The organism is Mesonia sediminis, from assembly GCF_042684705.1.
Classification (GTDB): domain Bacteria; phylum Bacteroidota; class Bacteroidia; order Flavobacteriales; family Flavobacteriaceae; genus Mesonia; species Mesonia sediminis.
In genome coordinates, this window is sequence record NZ_JBHULZ010000023.1 from 110,261 (window position 1) to 130,858 (window position 20,598).

The 20,598-nt window shown below is 34.8% G+C and carries 17 protein-coding genes; 11 read left to right on the forward strand and 6 right to left on the reverse strand.

The features are described from left to right. The first annotated feature begins 137 nt into the window (after window positions 1–137). The 3 genes from ACFSQ0_RS03760 to ACFSQ0_RS03770 are packed head-to-tail and all read left to right on the forward strand — an operon-like array spanning window position 138 to window position 3,644. A complete protein-coding gene (locus ACFSQ0_RS03760; RefSeq protein ID WP_379044326.1) occupies window positions 138–1,673 on the forward strand; it encodes an NAD(P)H-hydrate dehydratase in 1,536 nt (511 codons plus the stop codon). 42 nt (window positions 1,674–1,715) lie between these two features. After that, window positions 1,716–3,230, forward strand: a complete 1,515-nt coding sequence (hutH, locus tag ACFSQ0_RS03765) for a histidine ammonia-lyase (protein WP_379044329.1) — start codon at window positions 1,716–1,718, stop codon at window positions 3,228–3,230. A gap of 42 nt (window positions 3,231–3,272) precedes the next feature. Next, window positions 3,273–3,644, forward strand: a complete 372-nt coding sequence (locus tag ACFSQ0_RS03770) for a hypothetical protein (protein ID WP_379044331.1) — start codon at window positions 3,273–3,275, stop codon at window positions 3,642–3,644. A gap of 74 nt (window positions 3,645–3,718) precedes the next feature. Here the strand turns inward: ACFSQ0_RS03770 and ACFSQ0_RS03775 are convergent, their stop codons facing one another. Further along, entirely contained in the window at window positions 3,719–6,289 is a 2,571-nt protein-coding gene (locus tag ACFSQ0_RS03775; RefSeq protein WP_379044334.1) for an ATP-dependent Clp protease ATP-binding subunit, read from the reverse strand. Between the two features lie 237 nt (window positions 6,290–6,526). On the opposite strand from ACFSQ0_RS03775, the gene gyrA reads away from it, so the two are divergent. Next, a complete protein-coding gene (gene gyrA / locus ACFSQ0_RS03780; protein ID WP_379044337.1) occupies window positions 6,527–9,100 on the forward strand; it encodes a DNA gyrase subunit A in 2,574 nt (857 codons plus the stop codon). A gap of 21 nt (window positions 9,101–9,121) precedes the next feature. Further along, window positions 9,122–10,369: a tetratricopeptide repeat protein gene (locus ACFSQ0_RS03785; protein ID WP_379044340.1), complete on the forward strand. Its 1,248-nt coding sequence runs from the start codon at window positions 9,122–9,124 to the stop codon at window positions 10,367–10,369. A 52-nt stretch (window positions 10,370–10,421) separates the two neighbouring features. Here the strand turns inward: ACFSQ0_RS03785 and ACFSQ0_RS03790 are convergent, their stop codons facing one another. Then, entirely contained in the window at window positions 10,422–11,171 is a 750-nt protein-coding gene (locus tag ACFSQ0_RS03790; RefSeq protein ID WP_379044343.1) for a C40 family peptidase, read from the reverse strand. 10 nt (window positions 11,172–11,181) lie between these two features. Beyond that, window positions 11,182–12,363 (reverse strand): acetyl-CoA C-acyltransferase, encoded by a 1,182-nt coding sequence (locus ACFSQ0_RS03795; protein WP_379044346.1) that lies wholly within the window; start codon window positions 12,361–12,363, stop codon window positions 11,182–11,184. Between the two features lie 112 nt (window positions 12,364–12,475). On the opposite strand from ACFSQ0_RS03795, the gene ACFSQ0_RS03800 reads away from it, so the two are divergent. Genes ACFSQ0_RS03800 through ACFSQ0_RS03815 form a run of 4 tightly spaced genes read left to right on the forward strand, consistent with a single transcriptional unit; the run spans window position 12,476 to window position 16,215 of the window. Beyond that, on the forward strand, window positions 12,476–14,533 hold the full coding sequence (locus ACFSQ0_RS03800; RefSeq protein ID WP_379044349.1) for an HD family phosphohydrolase: 2,058 nt from the start codon (window positions 12,476–12,478) through the stop codon (window positions 14,531–14,533). A 5-nt stretch (window positions 14,534–14,538) separates the two neighbouring features. Next, window positions 14,539–15,402 carry a DUF72 domain-containing protein gene (locus ACFSQ0_RS03805; RefSeq protein ID WP_379044352.1) on the forward strand — a complete coding sequence of 288 codons (864 nt, stop codon included), beginning with the start codon at window positions 14,539–14,541 and terminating at the stop codon, window positions 15,400–15,402. Then, on the forward strand, window positions 15,399–15,842 hold the full coding sequence (locus tag ACFSQ0_RS03810; RefSeq protein WP_379044354.1) for an NUDIX domain-containing protein: 444 nt from the start codon (window positions 15,399–15,401) through the stop codon (window positions 15,840–15,842). Before ACFSQ0_RS03805 ends, ACFSQ0_RS03810 begins: the two co-directional genes overlap by 4 nt. Further along, window positions 15,823–16,215, forward strand: coding sequence for an acyl-CoA thioesterase (locus ACFSQ0_RS03815; RefSeq protein WP_379044357.1), 393 nt, complete (start codon window positions 15,823–15,825; stop codon window positions 16,213–16,215). Before ACFSQ0_RS03810 ends, ACFSQ0_RS03815 begins: the two co-directional genes overlap by 20 nt. A 1-nt stretch (window position 16,216) precedes the next feature. Here the strand turns inward: ACFSQ0_RS03815 and ACFSQ0_RS03820 are convergent, their stop codons facing one another. Then, complete coding sequence (locus ACFSQ0_RS03820; protein ID WP_379044360.1) at window positions 16,217–16,507, reverse strand: DUF3817 domain-containing protein; 291 nt, start codon at window positions 16,505–16,507, stop codon at window positions 16,217–16,219. A 100-nt stretch (window positions 16,508–16,607) separates the two neighbouring features. On the opposite strand from ACFSQ0_RS03820, the gene galE reads away from it, so the two are divergent. Next, window positions 16,608–17,642: a UDP-glucose 4-epimerase GalE gene (galE, locus tag ACFSQ0_RS03825; RefSeq protein WP_379044363.1), complete on the forward strand. Its 1,035-nt coding sequence runs from the start codon at window positions 16,608–16,610 to the stop codon at window positions 17,640–17,642. Between the two features lie 56 nt (window positions 17,643–17,698). On the opposite strand, the gene ACFSQ0_RS03830 is transcribed toward galE, so the two are convergent. After that, window positions 17,699–18,106 (reverse strand): hypothetical protein, encoded by a 408-nt coding sequence (locus tag ACFSQ0_RS03830; protein WP_379044366.1) that lies wholly within the window; start codon window positions 18,104–18,106, stop codon window positions 17,699–17,701. 247 nt (window positions 18,107–18,353) lie between these two features. Between ACFSQ0_RS03830 and ACFSQ0_RS03835 the strand changes: the two genes are divergently transcribed. Next, on the forward strand, window positions 18,354–19,877 hold the full coding sequence (locus tag ACFSQ0_RS03835) for a DEAD/DEAH box helicase (RefSeq protein ID WP_379045367.1): 1,524 nt from the start codon (window positions 18,354–18,356) through the stop codon (window positions 19,875–19,877). A gap of 89 nt (window positions 19,878–19,966) precedes the next feature. On the opposite strand, the gene ACFSQ0_RS03840 is transcribed toward ACFSQ0_RS03835, so the two are convergent. Beyond that, window positions 19,967–20,587 carry a YqaA family protein gene (locus ACFSQ0_RS03840; RefSeq protein ID WP_379044368.1) on the reverse strand — a complete coding sequence of 207 codons (621 nt, stop codon included), beginning with the start codon at window positions 20,585–20,587 and terminating at the stop codon, window positions 19,967–19,969. Between the last annotated feature and the right edge of the window lie 11 nt (window positions 20,588–20,598).

Sequence of the window (20,598 nt, forward strand, 5' to 3'; positions counted from 1 at the left end):
AATTTTAGCAAAGGTAGTTGTTTGTAGCAGTATGACCAAGTATTTAGCTTTAAGAAAATCGGCATTTGCCCCTCCTATTAGCTTAGTATTAAATATGAATTCCTATAAAGAATAGTATATTTGTACAAAACCAGATTATGAAAATTTTTAGTGCAAAACAATTATATCAAGCCGAAGAAATCACCCAGAAAAACCAGAAAATTGATGGGATACAGTTAATGGAAAGAGCTGGCACTAGTGCTTTTGAGCAAATCCATGCCCGATTGGGGAAAGCAGCTGTACAAATCAAGGTTTTTTGTGGTGTTGGAAATAATGGCGGAGATGGCTTAGTCATAGCCAGAAAATTGATTGAAAAGGGTTATGCCGTACAGGTGTTTATCATAAATTATTCTGAACAAAGAACAGCAGGATTCTTATCTAATTATAATGCCATTAAAGAGTTATTGAATAAATGGCCTGTAATGGTGAACGAAGAATCTGAACTTCCCACAGTTCAAGCCAATGATGTGGTTATTGATGCTATTTTTGGAATTGGCTTAAACCGACCCTTAGCTTCTTGGGTAAATAAAGTTATAACTCATATAAATGATGCTGGTGCATACACCTTTGCTATAGATGTGCCATCGGGTATGCAGTTGGATAGTTATAACTCAAAACAACCTATTTTAAGAGCTAATTATACCCTTACATTTCAAGCCGCTAAATTACCTTTCTTTCTACCCGAAACCGCACCTTATGCCGGCAATATTCAAATTATAGATATTGGTTTAGATCAACAATTTTTACATAATCAAAAAGCGGTAGCAACCTTGATTACTAAAGAACAGGCGGCTGCTTTATATCAGCCTAGGTCCCGTTTTTCTCATAAAGGAGACTATGGGCATGCTTATGTGATAGGTGGTAAATACGGCATGATTGGAAGCGTGATTTTAGCCACAAAAGCAGCCTTAAGAATGGGGGCTGGAAAAGTTTCTGCGGTAGTACCTACTTGTGCTTACATACCCTTGCAAACCGTTAATCCAGAGGTGATGGTTAAAACCGTAGCGCACGATGAATATCTTGTAGAGGATAATTTTGAGTTTTCAAGTAAGGATAGGATTTGTTTTGGTGTAGGAGCAGGGCAAGAAGAGAAATCTATCGAAATGTTTACAACCTTGCTGCATCAAGTAAAAACTCCTATAGTAATAGACGCAGATGGTATTAATATGCTAGGTAAAGCTCCTGAGCTATTAAAATTAATTCCAGAGAAATCTATATTAACCCCGCACCCTAAGGAGTTGGTGAATTTAATTGGAGACTGGGATGATGACTTTGATAAAATCCGTAAAGTAAAAACTTTTTCAAAAAAATACAGAGTAAGTGTGATAGTTAAAGGAACTTATACTTTAACGGTAAGTGGTGACCACGTTTATATTAATACGAACGGTAACCCTGGCATGGCAACGGCAGGAAGTGGCGATGTGTTGTCGGGTATTTTAATCGGTTTATTAGCCCAAGGTTATGACCCCGCCATTAGTTGTGTTTTTGGAGTCTATATCCACGCTTTAGCTGGAGATTTAGCCATACAAAATACTATACCAGATGCGCTTTTGGCCTCAGACATAATTGCCCATCAAGGTAAAGCCTTACGTTATCTGTTTGAAAAACCCCAAGAAGTAAAGAATTCAAAATAATTGACCTTACAACCCAGCGATGGGTTAATTTTAAAATTTAAAATGAAACAGACACATTACATTAGTAAAGATATTTTAGACCTACCTAAAATACAGCAAATTATAACTCAATCTTATCAATTAGATCTTAGCGAAGAAGCTAAAAGTGCTATAAATAAGGCTAGAAAATACTTAGATGAAAAACTAGCTGAAAGCGAAAGACCATTTTATGGAATTAATACAGGATTTGGTTCTCTTTGCAACGTGAAAATTTCTAAAGAAAGATTGGCTCAGTTGCAAGAGAATTTAGTGGTTTCTCATGCTTGCGGGACCGGTGCTATTATTGATTCTAAAATAGTGAAAATTATGCTGTTGCTGAAGATTCAATCTTTGAGTTATGGGCATTCTGGTGTTTCAATGGCTACGGTAGAACGATTGATTTTTTTCTTTAATAATGATATCTTACCCGTTGTATATGAACAAGGATCTTTAGGAGCATCTGGAGATTTATCACCTTTAGCGCATTTATGCCTACCTCTTTTAGGTAAAGGAGAAGCTTGGTATAAGGGCGAACGATTAACAGGTGAAGAAATTTTAAAAAAACATAATCTTGAACCACTGGTTTTACAGTCAAAAGAAGGACTAGCATTGCTAAACGGAACTCAGTTTATGAGTGCACATGCTGTGTATGCCTTAATAAAAACCTATAAGTTAAGTTATATGGCAGATGCCATAAGTGCTGCCTCTCTAGACGGCTTTGATTGTAATTTATCACCATTTAATGAATTGGTTCATTATGTGAGACCGCATCGAGGGCAGATTAAAACAGCCGAACGTATGCTTGATTTCCTTGACGGAAGTGAAATTGCACAACAAACCAAAGAAAATGTACAAGATCCATATTCTTTTCGATGCATCCCGCAAGTTCACGGAGCTAGTAAAGATACCTTGCGTTTTGTACACAAAACGGTAAAAACTGAGATTAATAGTGTAACCGATAATCCGAATATTTTTGTTGAAGAAGATGAAATTATTTCAGGAGGTAACTTTCACGGACAGCCATTAGCATTGGGAATGGATTATTTAGCTATTGCTTGCGCGGAATTAGCCAATATTTCTGAAAGAAGAATTTATCAATTGGTTTCGGGTTTAAGACAGCTTCCTATGTTTTTGGTGAATGACCCAGGCTTGAATAACGGTTTTATGATTCCGCAGTATACTGCAGCTAGTATTGTGAGTCAAAATAAACAACTCTGTACCCCTGCAAGTATAGATTCTATCGTTTCTTCAAATGGTCAAGAAGATCACGTAAGTATGGGGGCTAACTCAGCTACAAAATTAATTAAAGTGGTTGATAATCTAGCTACAGTGTTGGCAATTGAACTTTTTAACGCCTCTCAAGCCTTGTATTTTAGAGCGCCTTTAAAATCTTCTCCATTTGTAGAGCAATTAATCACGGCGTTTAGAACTGAGGTGCCCGTGGTTAAACAAGATAAGGTAATGGCAAATGAGATTCATAAAGCGGTAGACTTTATAAATCAGTTTACAATCGATGAAGAATTGTTGTTTTGCAGTTAAAAATATTCATTAACTTAGAGCTTAGTTGTAAAATTATATATTTTGAAAAATAAAATTATTTTAATGTTAGGCTTTTCGTTTGTGAGTTACAATTTATTCTCTCAAATAGACTCAACCAAGACATCTTTTCTATTGGATAAATCGATAGAAAATGCGGTTTTAATAGATAACTCTAGTTTAGGAAATATGATATTCGTAGAGAAAAACAGAAAAAATGTTAATTCTAAAATCCTAATTTATCATAATAATAAATTTTATCAATTTGATAATTATATAGACAGTTTAAAGTTAAAAGAAAATATTAAATTTAAGATTTTACGAGGTGAGGAGCTGAAGGAATTTTTATATAATAAAATTAATACAGTTATTCTTACAGAATCCGATTATAAATCCCATAAAAAACAAACCAATTAAGTTTGGTTATAAATAAATGATTAAAATCAAAAAGCCTCAACTGTTGAGGCTTTTTGATTTTAATTATACATAAATTATGAGTCTTCTTGTTGTTCTGGTGTCTCTTTTTTAGTAATTTGTACAACAAGTTGTTTGTTGTCTTCATCTAGATCCATAACTACATGGTCTCCCTCTTCTAATTTGGTGTTTATAATTTCTTCCGCCAAGGCATCTTCAACGTATTTTTGAATTGCTCTTTTCAATGGTCTGGCTCCATATTGCTGATCAAAACCTTTATCGGCAATATAATCTTTGGCTTTCTCTGTGAGTTCTAGATTGTAACCTAAATCTTTAACGCGAGTAAATAGTTTAGCAAGCTCAATATCTATAATCTTATGAATATCTTGTCGCTCTAGTGCATTAAAAATAACTACATCATCAATTCTATTTAAAAATTCTGGAGCAAAAGCTTTCTTTAGTGCGTTTTCTATTACACTTTTTGTGTTGGCATCGGCTTGCTCTTTTCTCGCTTTGGTGCCAAACCCAACTCCTTGACCAAAATCTTTTAATTTACGCGCACCGATATTTGACGTCATTATGATAATCGTATTTCTAAAATCTATTTTACGTCCAAGACTATCGGTTAAATAGCCATCATCTAAAACTTGAAGCAACATATTAAATACGTCTGGATGTGCTTTTTCAACTTCATCTAATAAGATAACGGCATAAGGTTTTCTGCGTACCTTCTCTGTAAGTTGGCCGCCTTCTTCGTAACCAACATATCCAGGAGGAGCACCAACTAAACGTGAAATGGCAAATTTCTCCATATATTCACTCATATCTATTCGAATAAGCGTATCCTCATTATCAAAAAGCTCTTTTGCTAAGACTTTCGCTAACTGCGTTTTCCCTACGCCTGTTTGTCCTAAAAAGATAAATGATCCAATAGGTTTGTTAGGGTCTTTTAAGCCTGCACGGTTACGTTGTATGGCTTTAACTACTTTAGATACTGCTTGATCTTGGCCAATAACTTTTCCTTTGATTCGGTCTGGTAATTTTGCTAATTTATTGCTTTCGGTTTGGGCAATACGATTAACAGGGATACCGGTCATCATTGAGACCACATCAGCTACATTTTCTTCATTTACAAGCTCTCTATGTTTTTTACTTTCTTCTTCCCATTTTTCTTGAGCAACCTGTAATTCTTGCTCTAAGTTTTTCTCATCATCCCGAAGTTTAGCAGCTTCTTCATATTTTTGTTTTTTAACCACAGAAGTTTTAGTTTCACGTACCTTTTCAAGCTGGCGTTCGAGGTCTAAGATACGTTTAGGCACCTCAATATTGGTGATATGTACACGCGATCCTGCCTCGTCTAAAGCATCTATGGCTTTATCGGGTAGGAACCTGTCAGTCATATAACGGTTTGTTAATTTAACACAAGCTTCAATTGCTTCGGGAGTATACGTCACATTATGATGTGATTCATACTTTGGTTTTATATTATTTAGAATTTCTATGGTTTCATTTACCGTAGTAGGTTCTATGATTACCTTTTGGAATCTACGTTCTAGTGCGCCATCTTTTTCTATATGTTGTCTGTATTCGTCTAAAGTTGTAGCTCCAATACATTGCAATTCACCACGGGCTAAAGCTGGTTTAAACATATTACTAGCGTCTAAACTTCCTGTGGCTCCGCCAGCTCCCACAATGGTATGAATTTCATCAATAAACAGAATGATATCGTCATTTTTTTCCAATTCATTCATCACCGCTTTCATACGTTCTTCAAATTGACCACGGTACTTAGTACCCGCCACTAAGCTTGCTAAATCTAGGGTTACCACCCGTTTATCAAACAAAATTCTCGAAACTTTACGTTGTACAATCCGTAAAGCTAAACCTTCTGCAATGGCACTTTTACCCACTCCAGGTTCACCTATGAGTAGCGGATTATTCTTTTTTCGTCTACTTAATATTTGCGAAACTCTTTCTATTTCTTTTTCACGACCTACTACGGGGTCTAATTTTCCTTCATCTGCCATAGCAGTTAAATCGCGACCAAAATTATCGAGAACTGGTGTTTTCGATTTTTTATTTACTTTACCTGTTTTTGATCCACTATTTGTGTCAAACGGGTTTTTACGCATACTATCGCCTTCACTGGCACCCTCATTCGGGAAATTTGCGGTGGGGGTGGGGTCTATATAATCGTTATCTTGTGTTATCATAGCTTTAAATTCTCCCTTCACATTATCATAGTCAATTTTCAATTTGTTCAATAATTTGGTGGTCGGGTCGTTTTCATTTCTTAAAATACACAGCAATAAATGCGCGGTGTTAATTGTTGAGCTTTGAAAAAGTTTAGCTTCTAAAAAAGTTGTTTTCAAAGCGCGTTCTGCTTGCCTTGTAAGATGAAGGTTTTTTTTCTCGTTGCTAATAAATGCGTTATCGGGATTTGCCGGACTTAAAATCTCAACCTTACGTCGAAGTAAATCCAAATCAATTTCTAATGCTTCTAAAATATCTATAGCTTTTCCGTTTCCATCACGAATCAAGCCTAGGACTAGATGCTCTGTTCCTATGAAATCGTGGCCTAAGCGCAGAGCTTCCTCTTTACTGTATGTAATTACATCTTTTACTCGGGGTGAAAAATTATCGTCCATAATTCAAAATATTCCTTTTCTCAAAAATTCAATTTACCTATTTCAAAAAGCATTCCTTTTTTTAGGCTACATGCTAATAGACAAAATAAATGGCAGAAATCAAAAAAATACGTGATAAAATTACATTCGAAAGCCCATAAAACTTTGTTAATAATTTTGCTATAAAAGGCTTTAAAAACAGGCTAAATTTGCTTACATTGGCACGTTAGAAAAATTAAACTATAATATACTAGATTTATGGCTGAAGGAGAAAAGTTAATTCCTATTAATATTGAGGAAGAAATGAAATCGGCTTACATAGATTATTCTATGTCGGTTATTGTTTCCCGTGCTTTACCCGATGTGCGTGACGGATTAAAGCCCGTACACCGTAGAGTTTTATTTGGAATGTATGAATTAGGTGTACTCTCAAACCGAGCCTATAAAAAATCAGCAAGAATTGTGGGAGAGGTGTTAGGTAAATATCACCCTCACGGAGATACTTCAGTTTACGATACTATGGTACGTATGGCGCAAGAGTGGAGTTTACGTTATATGTTGGTAGATGGTCAGGGAAACTTTGGTTCTGTAGATGGAGATAGTCCCGCTGCGATGCGTTATACAGAGGCAAGAATGCGAAAAATTAGTGAAGAAATGTTGGCCGATATTGATAAAGATACGGTTGATCATTCTTTAAACTTTGACGATACCTTAAAAGAGCCTACTGTATTACCTACTCGAATTCCGAATTTATTGGTGAATGGGGCAAGTGGTATTGCCGTGGGTATGGCTACAAATATGCCACCGCATAACCTAACCGAGGTTGTGGATGGGACCGTGGCCTACATCGATAATCCTGAAATAGAAGTAGACGAGCTTATTGAACATGTAAAAGCTCCTGATTTTCCTACAGGTGGGATTATTTATGGGTATGATGGAGTTCGAGAAGCGTTTAAAACTGGTAGAGGGCGCGTAGTGATGCGAGCTAAAGCTACGTTTGAAGAGGTTAAAGGACGTGAGTGCATAGTGGTTACCGAAATTCCTTACCAAGTCAATAAAGCAGATATGATTAAGAAAACTGCAGACATGGTTAACGATAAAAAAATAGAAGGTATATCGCTAATTAGAGATGAGTCTGACAGAAATGGGATGCGTATTGTGTATATGCTTAAACGTGATGCAATCCCGAATATAGTCCTTAATTTACTATATAAACATACGGCTCTGCAGTCTACTTTTAGTGTGAATAATATCGCATTAGTGAAAGGAAGACCGCAAATGCTGAATTTAAAAGATATGATTCAGTATTTCGTAGAGCATCGTCACGAAGTAGTGGTAAGAAGAACCGAGTTTGAATTAAAAAAAGCAGAAGATAGAGCTCATATATTAGAAGGGTTAATCATAGCATCAGATAATATAGACGAAGTTATTGCTTTAATCAGAAGCTCATCAAATGCCGAGGAAGCGAGACAAAAATTAATAGATCGTTTTGAGTTAAGTGAACTCCAAGCCAAGGCCATTGTTGAGATGCGATTAAGACAATTAACTGGTCTTGAACAAGATAAACTAAGGGCAGAGTATGAAGATTTAATGAAAACCATTGAAGAATTGAAAGCTATATTAGCTAGCAAAGAAAAGAGAATGGAAATCATTAAGGAAGAATTGCTTGAGGTAAAAGAAAAATATGGAGACGAACGTAGATCTGAGATTAATTTTGCTGGAGGTGATTTGAGTATCGAAGATATGATCCCCGATGAACAGGTGGTGATATCTATATCTCATGCAGGTTACATAAAACGTACTTCATTATCTGAGTATAAAACCCAAAAGAGAGGTGGTGTAGGATCAAAAGCTAGTACTACCCGTAATGAGGACTTCTTAGAAGATTTGTTTGTAGGGACCAACCATCAATATATGTTGTTTTTCACCCAAAAAGGAAAATGTTATTGGATGCGTGTTTATGAAATACCAGAAGGTAGCAAATCCTCTAAGGGTAGAGCGATCCAGAACTTAATCAATATTGATCCAGAGGATAAAATTAAAGCCTTTATTTGTACGCAAGACCTAAAAGATGAAGATTACATTAACGGTCATTATGTCATAATGGCAACTAAAAAAGGTCAAGTTAAGAAAACATCATTAGAGCAATATTCAAGACCTCGAGCCAACGGTATTAATGCCATAACCATTAAAGAAGGTGATGAATTGCTTTCTGCAAAATTAACTAATGGAGACAGTCACGTAATGCTTGCTCTAAAAAGCGGTAAATGTATTCGTTTCGAAGAAAGTAAAACCAGACCTATGGGGCGAAATGCCTCTGGGGTACGAGGAATTACCCTAGGTCATGATAAGGATGAAGTGGTTGGCATGATTACCATTGAAAATCCTGACGAAGAAACTGTTTTAGTGGTTTCAGAGAACGGATATGGTAAACGAACATTTATTCAAGATCCTGAGAATGGTGAAGATATTTATCGCGTTACCAATAGAGGTGGAAAAGGAGTTAAAACCATTTCAATAACTGAGAAAACAGGTGAGTTGGTTACCATAAAGAGCGTGACCGATAATGACGATTTAATGATTATTAATAAATCTGGATTAGCAATTCGTATTGAGGTTAAAAATTTAAGAACTATGGGTAGAGCCACGCAAGGGGTTCGTTTAATTAACCTAAAAGGCGATGACTCTATTGCTGCCGTGGCTAAGGTGGCAAATGAAGAGGAAGAAGAAACATTAGAAGAAATCAACCCAAATGAATCTGGAATTAACAATGAAGTTCAAGATAGTGCCAATGAAAATGGCACAACTATTGAATTGGATGATGAAAAATAATTTATTAGCAATTTATTAATTATGAAAAAGAGTATAATTACTATAGGTTTAGCCTTTTTAACCATGGGCGCTTTTGCTCAGAAAAAAGAGATAAAAAATGCGCTTAAAGCTACCGAAGCTGGAAAGTATAGTGAAGCAAAAAACTTACTACAATCTGTAGAAAGCATGGTGGCAACCGAAAAAGATAAGGTGAAAGCAGATTTTTACTTAGCAAAAGGAAATGCTTTTATGGGAGATCCAAAGGCCACTACAGATAATACATCAGAATTGGTTATGGCTGCCAAGGCATATAAAAAAGCAATTGACTTAGGTGAAAAAGATGCAGAACAGAAGTTAGCCTTATTAAAAGCTAAAATGATAAATTCGGCTGTTGAAGACCAGAAAGCTTCAAAATTTAGTGAAGGTTCTAAAAAATTAATTGCTTTATATGAGTTAGACAAAAGTGATACATTGAGCTTGTATAACGCGGCCAGCCTAGCTGTGGCAGGAAAAGATTATGATAAGGCATTAGAGTATTACCTACAGCTTGACGAAATGGGCTACGAAGGTACTAGTACTATTTATACAGCCGTAAATAAAGAAACGAATGAAGTAGAATCTTTTGCTAACAAAAATCAACGTGATATTTATTTAAAAGCTGGATCTCACATTAAACCTGAAACAAAGCAATCTGAGTCGAAACGACCAGAGATTATTAAAAATATCGCCCTTATTTATGTTGAGCAAGGTAATCAAGAAAAAGCTATGACTGCTATTGCAAAGGCAAAAGAAGAAAGCCCTAATGATACCGCATTATTACTTTCTGAAGCTGATATTTACCATAAAATGGATAAAATGGATAAATATTCTGAAACAGTAGAAAAAGTTCTTGAAATTGAACCAAATAACCCTGTATTGTATTATAATTTAGGAGTAAGTTCAATGAGCATGGGAGCTACCCAAAAAGCAATTAATTACTATGAACAAGCTATTGAGTTAGATCCTGACTTTACAAATGCTTATGTAAATCTTGCTTCAGCTATTCTTGATCAAGAGAAGCCAATTGTTGAGGAAATGAACAAGTTAGGTATGTCTGATGCCGACACTAGAAAGTATAATAAATTACAAGAACAACGTCTTGAGTTATATAAAGAGGCAGTTCCTTATTTAGAAAAGGTGTTAGAAAAAGAAGAGAAGGGGACGGGCTTACGTCAACAGGCTACTCAAACCTTAAAACAGATATATAGCTTATTAGGAGAGACCCAAAAAGCGAAAGCATTACAAGATTAACATTTCAATGTATTAATCATATAAAAAAATCGGGCCTTAACGCCCGATTTTTTTATATGATTTTTTTAATCACTCTTAGTTTATGGGAATATCTATTGGTATTCGTATTAAAAATCCCTGTATGATCAATTCTATCAATCCGTACTTTTCCATGTGCGTGAATAATGTAATTATCGGGCATTATAATTCCCACGTGTATGATATTACCCTCATGATTATCAAAAAAAGCTAGATCACCAGGTTCACTTTCTTCGACGAAACTTAATGCCTCACCTTGTTTGGCTTGTTGAGAGGCATCTCGCTTTAATAAATACCCATTTAACTTATATACCATTTGAGTGAAGCCACTGCAATCAATCCCGAATGGTGTTTTACCGCCCCATAAATAAGGAGCATTCAGGTATAACATTGCCGTTGAAAGCAAGTTTTTTTTAGGTTGAATTCCTGTGATTCTCCGGCCTTCATAATTACTTTTGAACCAGTGTAAGTTTTGCACGCTGGCCCCTAAGGTTATTGGTGTCAATTGGCCAAAAGAATCTTGAATATAATCAATCAAGTCGGCTGCAAACTCAGGACTTTGATTCTCAATTTCTTTAAATTGCTCCTTGCTAATTTCATGAAAATGAAGTGTATCAAGCCATCCTTCATATCCATCAAAGGCAATTCTTATTTTCACCCACTTTTTCCTAATTTCAATAAGCTTAAAATGGTCACCAAACAAAAGTTGAGTGACCATTTCACTAGATTCGCTAGGTTCAAACCTAACAGCAACGCTATTTAAAGTACATATACCGTAACGCATTCACTAATTCTTAAGCGTTTCTTTCAATCACCATAGCAGAGGCACCACCACCACCGTTACAAATGGCAGCTGCACCTAGTTTGGCGTTATTTTGTTCTAAAACATTAATTAAGGTGATAAGAATTCTTACACCACTGCAGCCTAAGGGATGTCCTAATGATACTGCACCACCATTTACATTAACTTTATCATTCTGTAAACCTAAAATTTTCATATTGGCCAAGCCAACAACAGAAAATGCTTCGTTAAATTCGAAATAGTCGATTTCATCTTGATTTACTCCCGCTTTTGCTAAGGCTTTTGGTAGAGCTTTAGCTGGCGCAGTTGTAAACCATTTAGGTTCTTGGGCTGCATCAGCATAGCCTTTAATGGTGGCCAAAGGTTTTAAACCTAGTGCTGCGGCTTTTTCTTTACTCATTAATATTACTGCTCCAGCTCCGTCATTTATAGTTGAAGCATTAGCGGCTGTTACCGTTCCTTCTTTTGTAAAAGCAGGCCTTAGCGCTGCTATTTTATCCATTCTTACGTTTTTGTATTCCTCATCTTCATTAACTATTATTGGATTACCTTTACGCTGCGGCACTTCAACTGGAACAATCTCATTCTTAAATTTACCTTCTTCCCAAGCTTTTTTAGAACGCTCATAAGATTGTATGGCAAATTGATCTTGGTCCTCTCTAGAAAATTCATATTCGGTAGCGCACAAATCAGCGCAAACCCCCATTGCATTTTGATCGTAAGCATCAACCAAACCATCTTTTTGCATTCCGTCAATCACTTGTGCAGGGCCAAATTTTGTTCCTTTTCTTAAATGTAAATAATGTGGTATTTGACTCATGTTCTCCATACCTCCAGCTACAATTACCTCCGCATCACCTAAGGCGATACTTTGTGCAGCTTGCATAACAGTTTTCATTCCACTAGCACAAACCTTGTTCACCGTGGTACAGGGTACATTTTGTGATATACCTGCTGCTAAAGCGGCTTGTCTAGCTGGTGCTTGACCGTTACCAGCTTGAACAACATTCCCCATTAAAACTTCTTGCACCTCTTTTGGATCTAAATTTATTTTTTCTAAAGCTCCTTTAATGGCAATAGCACCTAATTGTGTAGCCGGAATGCTTGACAAACTTCCTAAAAAACTACCTATAGGGGTTCTTACCGCACTTACAATAACAACTTCTTTACTCATATTCCTGTATTTTATTTTCAAGTCACGAATTTAACGATTTTCTGGTCAACAACACAATGCTTTTTAAGCATACAAGCTTATTTTTATTACTTTTGAAGGATAAGCATAAATAATGGAAAAAATAGTTGACACTATATATAAGAAACAGGCACTGATTTATAAATTGTTTTTGTATATTTTTGCTGTTTCTCTTATTGTATATTTGTTTCCTAAGGGTAATAAATTTAAGTATGAATTAATCAAAGGGAAGCCATGGCAGTATGAAAATTTATATGCTCCATTTGATTTTGCTATCTTAAAAACAGAAGATGAAATTGCTACTGAGCAAGATGAAATTAGAACAAATCATATACCTTATTACGATTACGACTCTTTAGCCACACAAAGCGTTTACAACAATTTTCAAAAGCAATTCAGTAAGGTTTTTCCAGACTCAATTAATGTTGCAAAACAAAGGTACTTGCAAAATTCTGGTATTCAGATATTAAACAAAATTTATCGTCACGGAATACTTGTTCAAAATGTTCGATTCAATAGCAATAGTCTCGTTTATTTAAAAAAAGGCAATGAAGCAAAAGAAGTAGCCTATAAAAAGATTCTCCGACAAGAAAATTTGGGCGATTTTCTCGATGCACAAATAGAAAAAGCTGAGTTAGAATCTTACAAACCTTTTTTTAAAGAACTATTTTTCAATATACTTAAACCTAATGTTCATTTAAATGAAAGTTTAACCCAAGACGACTTAAAGTCAAAATTAGAGGCTTTTTCTTTTACCAAGGGTAGTATTTCAAAAGGAAGCAAAATTATAGAAAAGGGAGAAGTTATTGATCAAGATAAGTTTAGGATACTAGTTTCCTTGCGTAAAGAATATGAATCTAATTTTTGGGGTGCTACAAGTTATTATATTGTATTAATAGGTCATACTTTATTGGTAGCACTGGCCTTATTAATGTTATTTCTTTTTATTAAAAAATACAGAGAAGAAATTTTTGAAAGCAATACGAAAGTTACCTTTATTATTTTCAATATCTTAATTAGTGTTTTTCTTACGGTTACAGTATTACGTTTAAATGTAAATTATATTTACGTGGTGCCGCTATGTATACTACCGTTAACTTTAAAGGCTTTTTTTGATGCCAGGTTGGGTTTATTTACTCACGTGATAACCGTTTTAATTCTAGGTTTTGTTGTACCCAATAGCTACGAGTACATGTTTTTGCAAATAATAGCTGGTATTGTAACCATTCTTACCATTTCAGAATTATATAAAAGAGCTAATTTATTTATTTCTGTTGGTCAAATTACCGCAGTGTATATTTTTGCTTATTCTGCTTTTACTATTATTCAAGAAGGTGATTTAAGCAAAATAGATTACCAAACTTTATTGATATTTCTTTTAAGTGGATTAGCTACTCTATTTGTTCAGCCGCTCATTTACGCTTACGAGAAATTGTTCGGATTGGTTTCAGATATGTCACTTTTAGAGCTATCAGACACTAATAGTAATTTACTTAAAGAACTTTCTAATAAAGCCCCAGGAACTTTCCATCATAGTTTAAACGTGGCCAATTTAGCCGAGGCAGCAGCAAATGAAGTAGGAGCAAATGCATTGTTGGTTAGGGTAGGGGCTCTGTATCACGATATAGGGAAAATGACCAACCCGACCATGTTTACCGAAAATCAAACTACTTCAGTTAATCCACATGATGAATTGCCTCCAAGTGAAAGTGCAGATATTATTATAAATCACGTTGTTTACGGAATAGAAATTGCCAAAAAATACAATCTACCCGATCGCATAATTGATTTTATAAGAACGCATCATGGGACCACCTTGGTGTATTACTTTTATCAACAAGCAAAAAAAGAAGCTGAAAATAATCTAGAAGATGTTGATGAAAAAAGATTTATGTATCCTGGTCCTAAACCGTTCAGCAAAGAAACAGCTATTTTAATGATGAGTGACAGTGTAGAGGCTGCTAGCAAAAGCTTAAAAGAACCCACCGCTCAACTTATTGATGATTTTGTAGAAAAAATTATCAACAAACAAATGGATCAAGGTCAATTTTTAAACGCTGATATCACCTTTAAGGAAATACAAAATATTAAGAAGATTTTAAAACGAAAGCTCAAGAATATTTACCATCTTAGGATAGAATATCCAGAATAAATGAGATGAAATTTGGTAAAGTAAAATTATCGGAAATTAATAAGTTGTATCTTCCTCAAGACCATAAGCAAACACAAAATGTTTTGCATAAGTTTAAACCCCATTTCTTTGAAGAAATTCGGGTTGGAGATTCAACTTGGACGAATTTAAAGCCAAATAATAAAAAAACAAAGCTCTCCGAGTATCAAGAAAAATTAAATGCCGTAGAATTGAATGCTTCTTTTTATAGAAACTGGTCGGCCAATCAATATCAAAAATGGAAAGAACAAGTAGATAATAATTTTAAATTTAGTCCTAAAGTGCCTCGGCAAATTTCACATTATAAAAGACTTGAAAATTGCGAATTGGCTACCCAGCATTTTACCGAGAATATTTCAAACCTAGGCAATACATTAGGCTGTAGCTTTATGCAGATGCCAGAAAACTTTCAAGCCAACGAAACCAATCTACTACGTCTTGCTCATTTTATTAAATTATGGCCTTACGAGTTACCGCTAGCGATAGAATTAAGACACTTTTCGTGGTTTAAAGATGAGGACTATGCCAACAAGCTAAATAATTTACTTTTAGCTTATAATATAAGCAGTGTAATTACCGATACGCCAGGAGAAAGAGCCGTTTTACATATGCGCTTAACCACAAATACAGCCTTTATTCGGTTTAATGCTTTAAATGAGGCTATCGATTATGAGCGGATTAATGAATGGGTGAATAAGATAGAGGACTGGTATAATAAAGGACTCAAGAAATTATATTTTTTCATGCATCAAGGTGATCAAGAAAATAAGGGGGTTTTATTATCCTATTTTATTACAAAATTGAACAAGCGGTATAATATTAATATTAAAAATCCTATTGCATTAAAATGAGCGAAGACATTTCAATTACAACCGACGCTGTGGTTTTTCACAAATCTAATTCTGACATATATGTCTTATTGATTAGAAGAAAGAATCAGCCATTTAAAGATGCCTGGGCATTACCTGGTGGTTTTTTAGAACCTAAAGAAACCCTGAAATATGCTTGCGCACGAGAATTAGAAGAAGAAACAGGATTAAGAATTAAAAATTGGACTCAAACAGGGATTTATGATGACGTTAAACGCGATCCCAGAAAAAGAATTATTAGCATCGCTTTTGCTAGTCTATTAACAGAAAGACCTATCGCAAAAGCAGCTGATGATGCAAAAGAAGTAAGCTGGGAAATCTTACCCATAAAGGAAGATATTTCTTTAGCCTTTGATCACCAGCAAATTATAGAAGACGCAATTTTAAAATTAAATATACAAAATGAGATTTCATACACGTAAATGGGTAAAACCAGAAGACCTTAACCCTAATGCCACCCTTTTTGGCGGTCGACTTTTAAGTTGGATAGACGAAGAAGCGGCACTATATACCGTAGTACAATTAGAAAATCCTAAAACGGTTACAGCCTATATGAGCGAAATAAGTTTTAAAAGTTCTGCCAAACAAGGAGATATAATTGAAATAGGAATTGAAGTAGTGAAGTTTGGAAAAACATCAATTACACTAAGAAGTGAAGCAAGAAACATGATGACTAGGGAAACTATTCTGGTAGTTGACCAAATAATCATGGTTAATTTGGGAGAAGATGGTAAGCCAATCCCGCACGGTAAAAGCAAAGTTGAGTTTGTACGCGATCGGCTTAAATCAAAATAACCTATTTATTATTGGGTAAATATTTTTTATCGGCATAAAATGGGCCAAAGGGTAAAATAGAGCAAATTATCACAATAACTAATGTTTTTAATGACCAGTTTAGTTTTTCATACATCCAGTATGCACCCATTACGTATAAAACAAAGAGTACGCCGTGAGCCATACCTACAGTGCTAACCATTTCTGGACTATTAAACATATATTTTAAAGGCATTGCAATCAATAGTAATACTAAGAAAGATATAGCCTCTAAAATGCTTATCCACCTGAAAACCCGAATAAATTTATCCATAATTTTTTAATGCAAAGATACAATATTCAAAATGCACAAATAGTAAAACAAACTAAATAATTACTTACATAATTTAGTATGTTTGTTTAAAATAAGGAACATGAAAATTTTAGTAACGGGAGGTCTTGGTTACATCGGATCACATACGGTTGTTCAATTGCTTCAAAACAACTATGAAGTCATAATCATTGATAATTTATCAAATTCTAGCTTTACAACCTTAGAAGGAATTTGTAGTATTACCAATAAATCTCCGAAATTTTCAAGATTAGATTTAAGAAATCCTTTAAAGGTACAACAGTTTTTTGATGAGCATCCAGACATTCAGGGTGTAATTCATTTTGCAGCATCGAAGGCTGTGGGCGAAAGTGTTGAAAAGCCTTTATTGTATTATGAAAACAACCTCAATACGCTTATTTTTCTTTTGCAGGAGATGCGAAGAAGAAACCTTAATAATTTTATTTTCAGTTCTTCTTGTACCGTTTACGGTCAAGCCGATTTATTACCCATAGATGAAAATGCTCCTGTGAAAACGGCAGAGTCGCCTTATGGGAATACCAAACAGATAGGAGAAGAAATTATAAAAGACTTTAGTAAAAGTGAAAAACAGTTTAAGGCTATCGCTTTGCGTTATTTTAATCCAATAGGGGCACACCCTTCCGCGCGCATTGGGGAGTTACCAATGGGAATACCTCAAAATTTAGTGCCCTTTATAACACAGACCGCTATAGGAAAACGAGATAAATTATCTGTATTTGGAGACGATTACCAAACAGCAGATGGTACAGCCATTCGAGATTATATTCATGTAATGGATTTAGCAGAGGCACATATGGTAGCTTTAGAACGTTTAATTAAAGAAAAACAGGCTAAAAACTACGAGGTTTTTAATATTGGTACAGGTAAAGGAAGCTCGGTAATGGAGGTTATAAAAGTTTTTGAAAAAGTAACGGGAGAGCCTTTAAATTACGAGTTAACGAGTAGAAGACCAGGAGATGTAGAGGCAGCATTTGCCGATACTACAAAAGCAAATCAGGAATTGGGTTGGAAGGCTAAGCACAGTCTTGAAGAAGCTTTAATCAGCGCTTGGGCTTGGGAAAAAAGATTAGCTGAAGCGGAAAAAAATGAAATATAATTATAAGATAAAGCCCGTTTAACAAACGGGCTTTATCTTATAAATTTAAAAAATTACTAGAATTCGTAATTCTGTAAAGCTTCATTATACTCTCTAATTTCTTCTATATTCAACTTATTATCGCTATCTTTAATAAGGTTTATGAAATAAATCATGCTTTGATCGGCATCAAATTCATTTTCGGTTTCAAGACGCTCGTCAGTCTCTTCTTCTCTTCCTTCTAGCTCATCTTCTTCCAAAGCCTCTAAAGGTTCTTCTTCTGGAATAGGAATATCAAAAGTAAAAGTTTCTTCAATATGCTCATAAGCCAAACGCAGTGCTTTGGCCACAACTGGTCTTTTTTCTTCAACCGCAAAAGGGCGTAGCTCTTTTAAATCGGCTACTAAAGTGTTGGCAATGATTCCTACTTGATTAAGCTCATCTAAAATTTTGGCTATAAGTTTTTGTGCTTTTGGATTATTCAATGTAGCTAGTTTTTAAAGTTATTAGAATTGCAAAAGTAAGGGTTTATGTCTAAAAATTTTCATGCTAGACTTAAAATTATCATCTAATTTTTTTTCGGTGTGGATTAATGTTTTGATTTACAAACCGATAAATTTAAAAGTAGAAATTCTTTTAAATTAGGCTATAAATTCCTTTAAAACTGCTTAATTTTGCAGGATTAAATTTCTAACAAGATTAACATTTAAGACCTCTTTAATGACCGATATTATGGTGGAGAATACGAAAGACAAAATTGAAAAAAGCAATACTGAAAAAGAATTGTATGGCTACCAACAAGAAGATTTGAATAAAATATTTTCTTATCTAGATGAAGCACCAGACAACTTTAATTTGCTGTATCAATTACCAACAGGTGGGGGAAAAACCGTTATATTTTCAGAAATTGTTCGGCGCTATATTAATCAAACAGACAAAAAGGTTGTTATTTTAACGCACAGGATTGAGCTATGTAAGCAGACCTCAAAAATGTTAAAAGGATTTGGGGTAAAAAACAAAATCATTAATTCAAAAGTAAAAGAACTTCCCGATCAGGACGATTACCAATGCTTTGTTGCGATGGTAGAGACTTTAAATAACCGCTTGAATGATGATAAATTAGAAGTAGCCGATGTTGGCTTGGTAATTATAGATGAAGCACATTATAATTCATTCACAAAATTATTTAAGTATTTTGAAGACTCATTTATTTTAGGTGTTACGGCCACCCCTTTAAGTTCTAATATTAAGTTGCCGATGAAAGACAACTATCAAGAACTAATAGTTGGAAATTCAATTCCATCATTGATACAGCAAGGATTCTTAGCGCGAGCAAAAACTTATAGCTATGATGTAGGTTTAACCTCCTTGCAGGTAGGTATTAACGGAGATTACACCGTAAAATCATCTGAAGACCTTTATACGAATATGTCAATGCAAAATAAGCTTGTTCAGGCTTATGAAGAGCATTGTAAAGGTAAAAAAACCCTAATTTTCAACAATGGGATAAATACTTCGTGGTACGTCTATCAAACTTTTAAAGATGCTGGGTATGAAATCAAGCACTTAGACAATACCCATTCTAAAAAAGAAAGAAAAGAAATTTTAAAATGGTTTAAAAATAAACCCGATGCTATCCTGACCTCAGTGAGTATTTTAACTACCGGTTTTGATGAGCCTACTGTTGAAAATATTATTTTAAACCGAGCTACTAAATCTCTAACACTCTATTACCAAATGATTGGTCGTGGTTCTCGTAAATTACCAGGGAAAGACACTTTTAATGTTATTGATTTGGGAAATAATGCCGCGCGTTTTGGGCTTTGGGATGCACCAGTAGATTGGCAGCTTATATTTAAAAATCCAGACTATTTCTTAGAAAATATTACTGGTGATGAGGAGATAGAAAGAGAGTTTAAGTACAAGATGCCCGCTGAAATAAGGGAAATGTTTAAAAACTCAGAAGACATTGAGTTTGATATTAAAGCAGCATATGAAAAGGCGGTGAATAATGGAGAGAAATCAAAAAAGGTTTTAGAGGCTTCAATAGAGCAGCATGCCAAAATGTGTATAGAGAATAGTGAAGATGTGTTTGACGCTAGAATTTTGGCAAGAGAATTAGCCGATGATATTAGAGATCGAGTTAAACGTTACTCGTATTGCATTATCAATAATACCAAAAATTACCGTGACTGGTTGTACGAGGATTACAATCGAAAATTGCGTTCTAGAATCAATGAATTATTTATCGATTAACAAATAATCTCATTTAGAAAAATAAAAAACTAGCGAATTAACCGCTAGTTTTTTATTTTGTTTTTAAAGGTTTTGTATGTGATTAGTATTTAGTTTAGCGCGCCAAAAATCATTACACCATAAATGAAAAAGCGTAAAAATCGCAATAGACCAAAAAGCAAATAACTTCCAAAAGGGAATTTAATTATACCGGCTGCAATACTTGAAATAGCAAACGGAACAGGTAGTAAAGCTCCTACCACAATTAAAAAACCTCCCCATTTTCGCATATTTTTAATATGCTTGGCCATTTTCACTTCAAGGTAAACAAAAACCGAAGGAATACTTGCAATTCCGCGTCCAGCGAAATAAGATACTATTCCGCCTAAATAAGATAATAAGGCCAAGGCAAATAAATACCAGTTAGGATGTAGCGATTTTCCTGCCCAAGCAATAAAGATTTCAGGCGGGATGAGTCCTAATATAGATTCAGACAAAAAGAAAACGCTTAGCACTCCAATGGGCGGGAAATTAGCGGTAATATAAGCCAAAACATCATTGATATCTATCACAAAAAAATGAACGGCAATAAGTCCAACTACAAAAACAGCAATAGGAATGGCTGCTTTAAGCAAAGATTTTCCTACAAATGAGTAAAACCCAGTATATGAATAATACTGGTGCAGTAATTTCCAACGGGGCTTTTTCTTAAAATTCTTGTTATTTGACATTTATTTGAGGC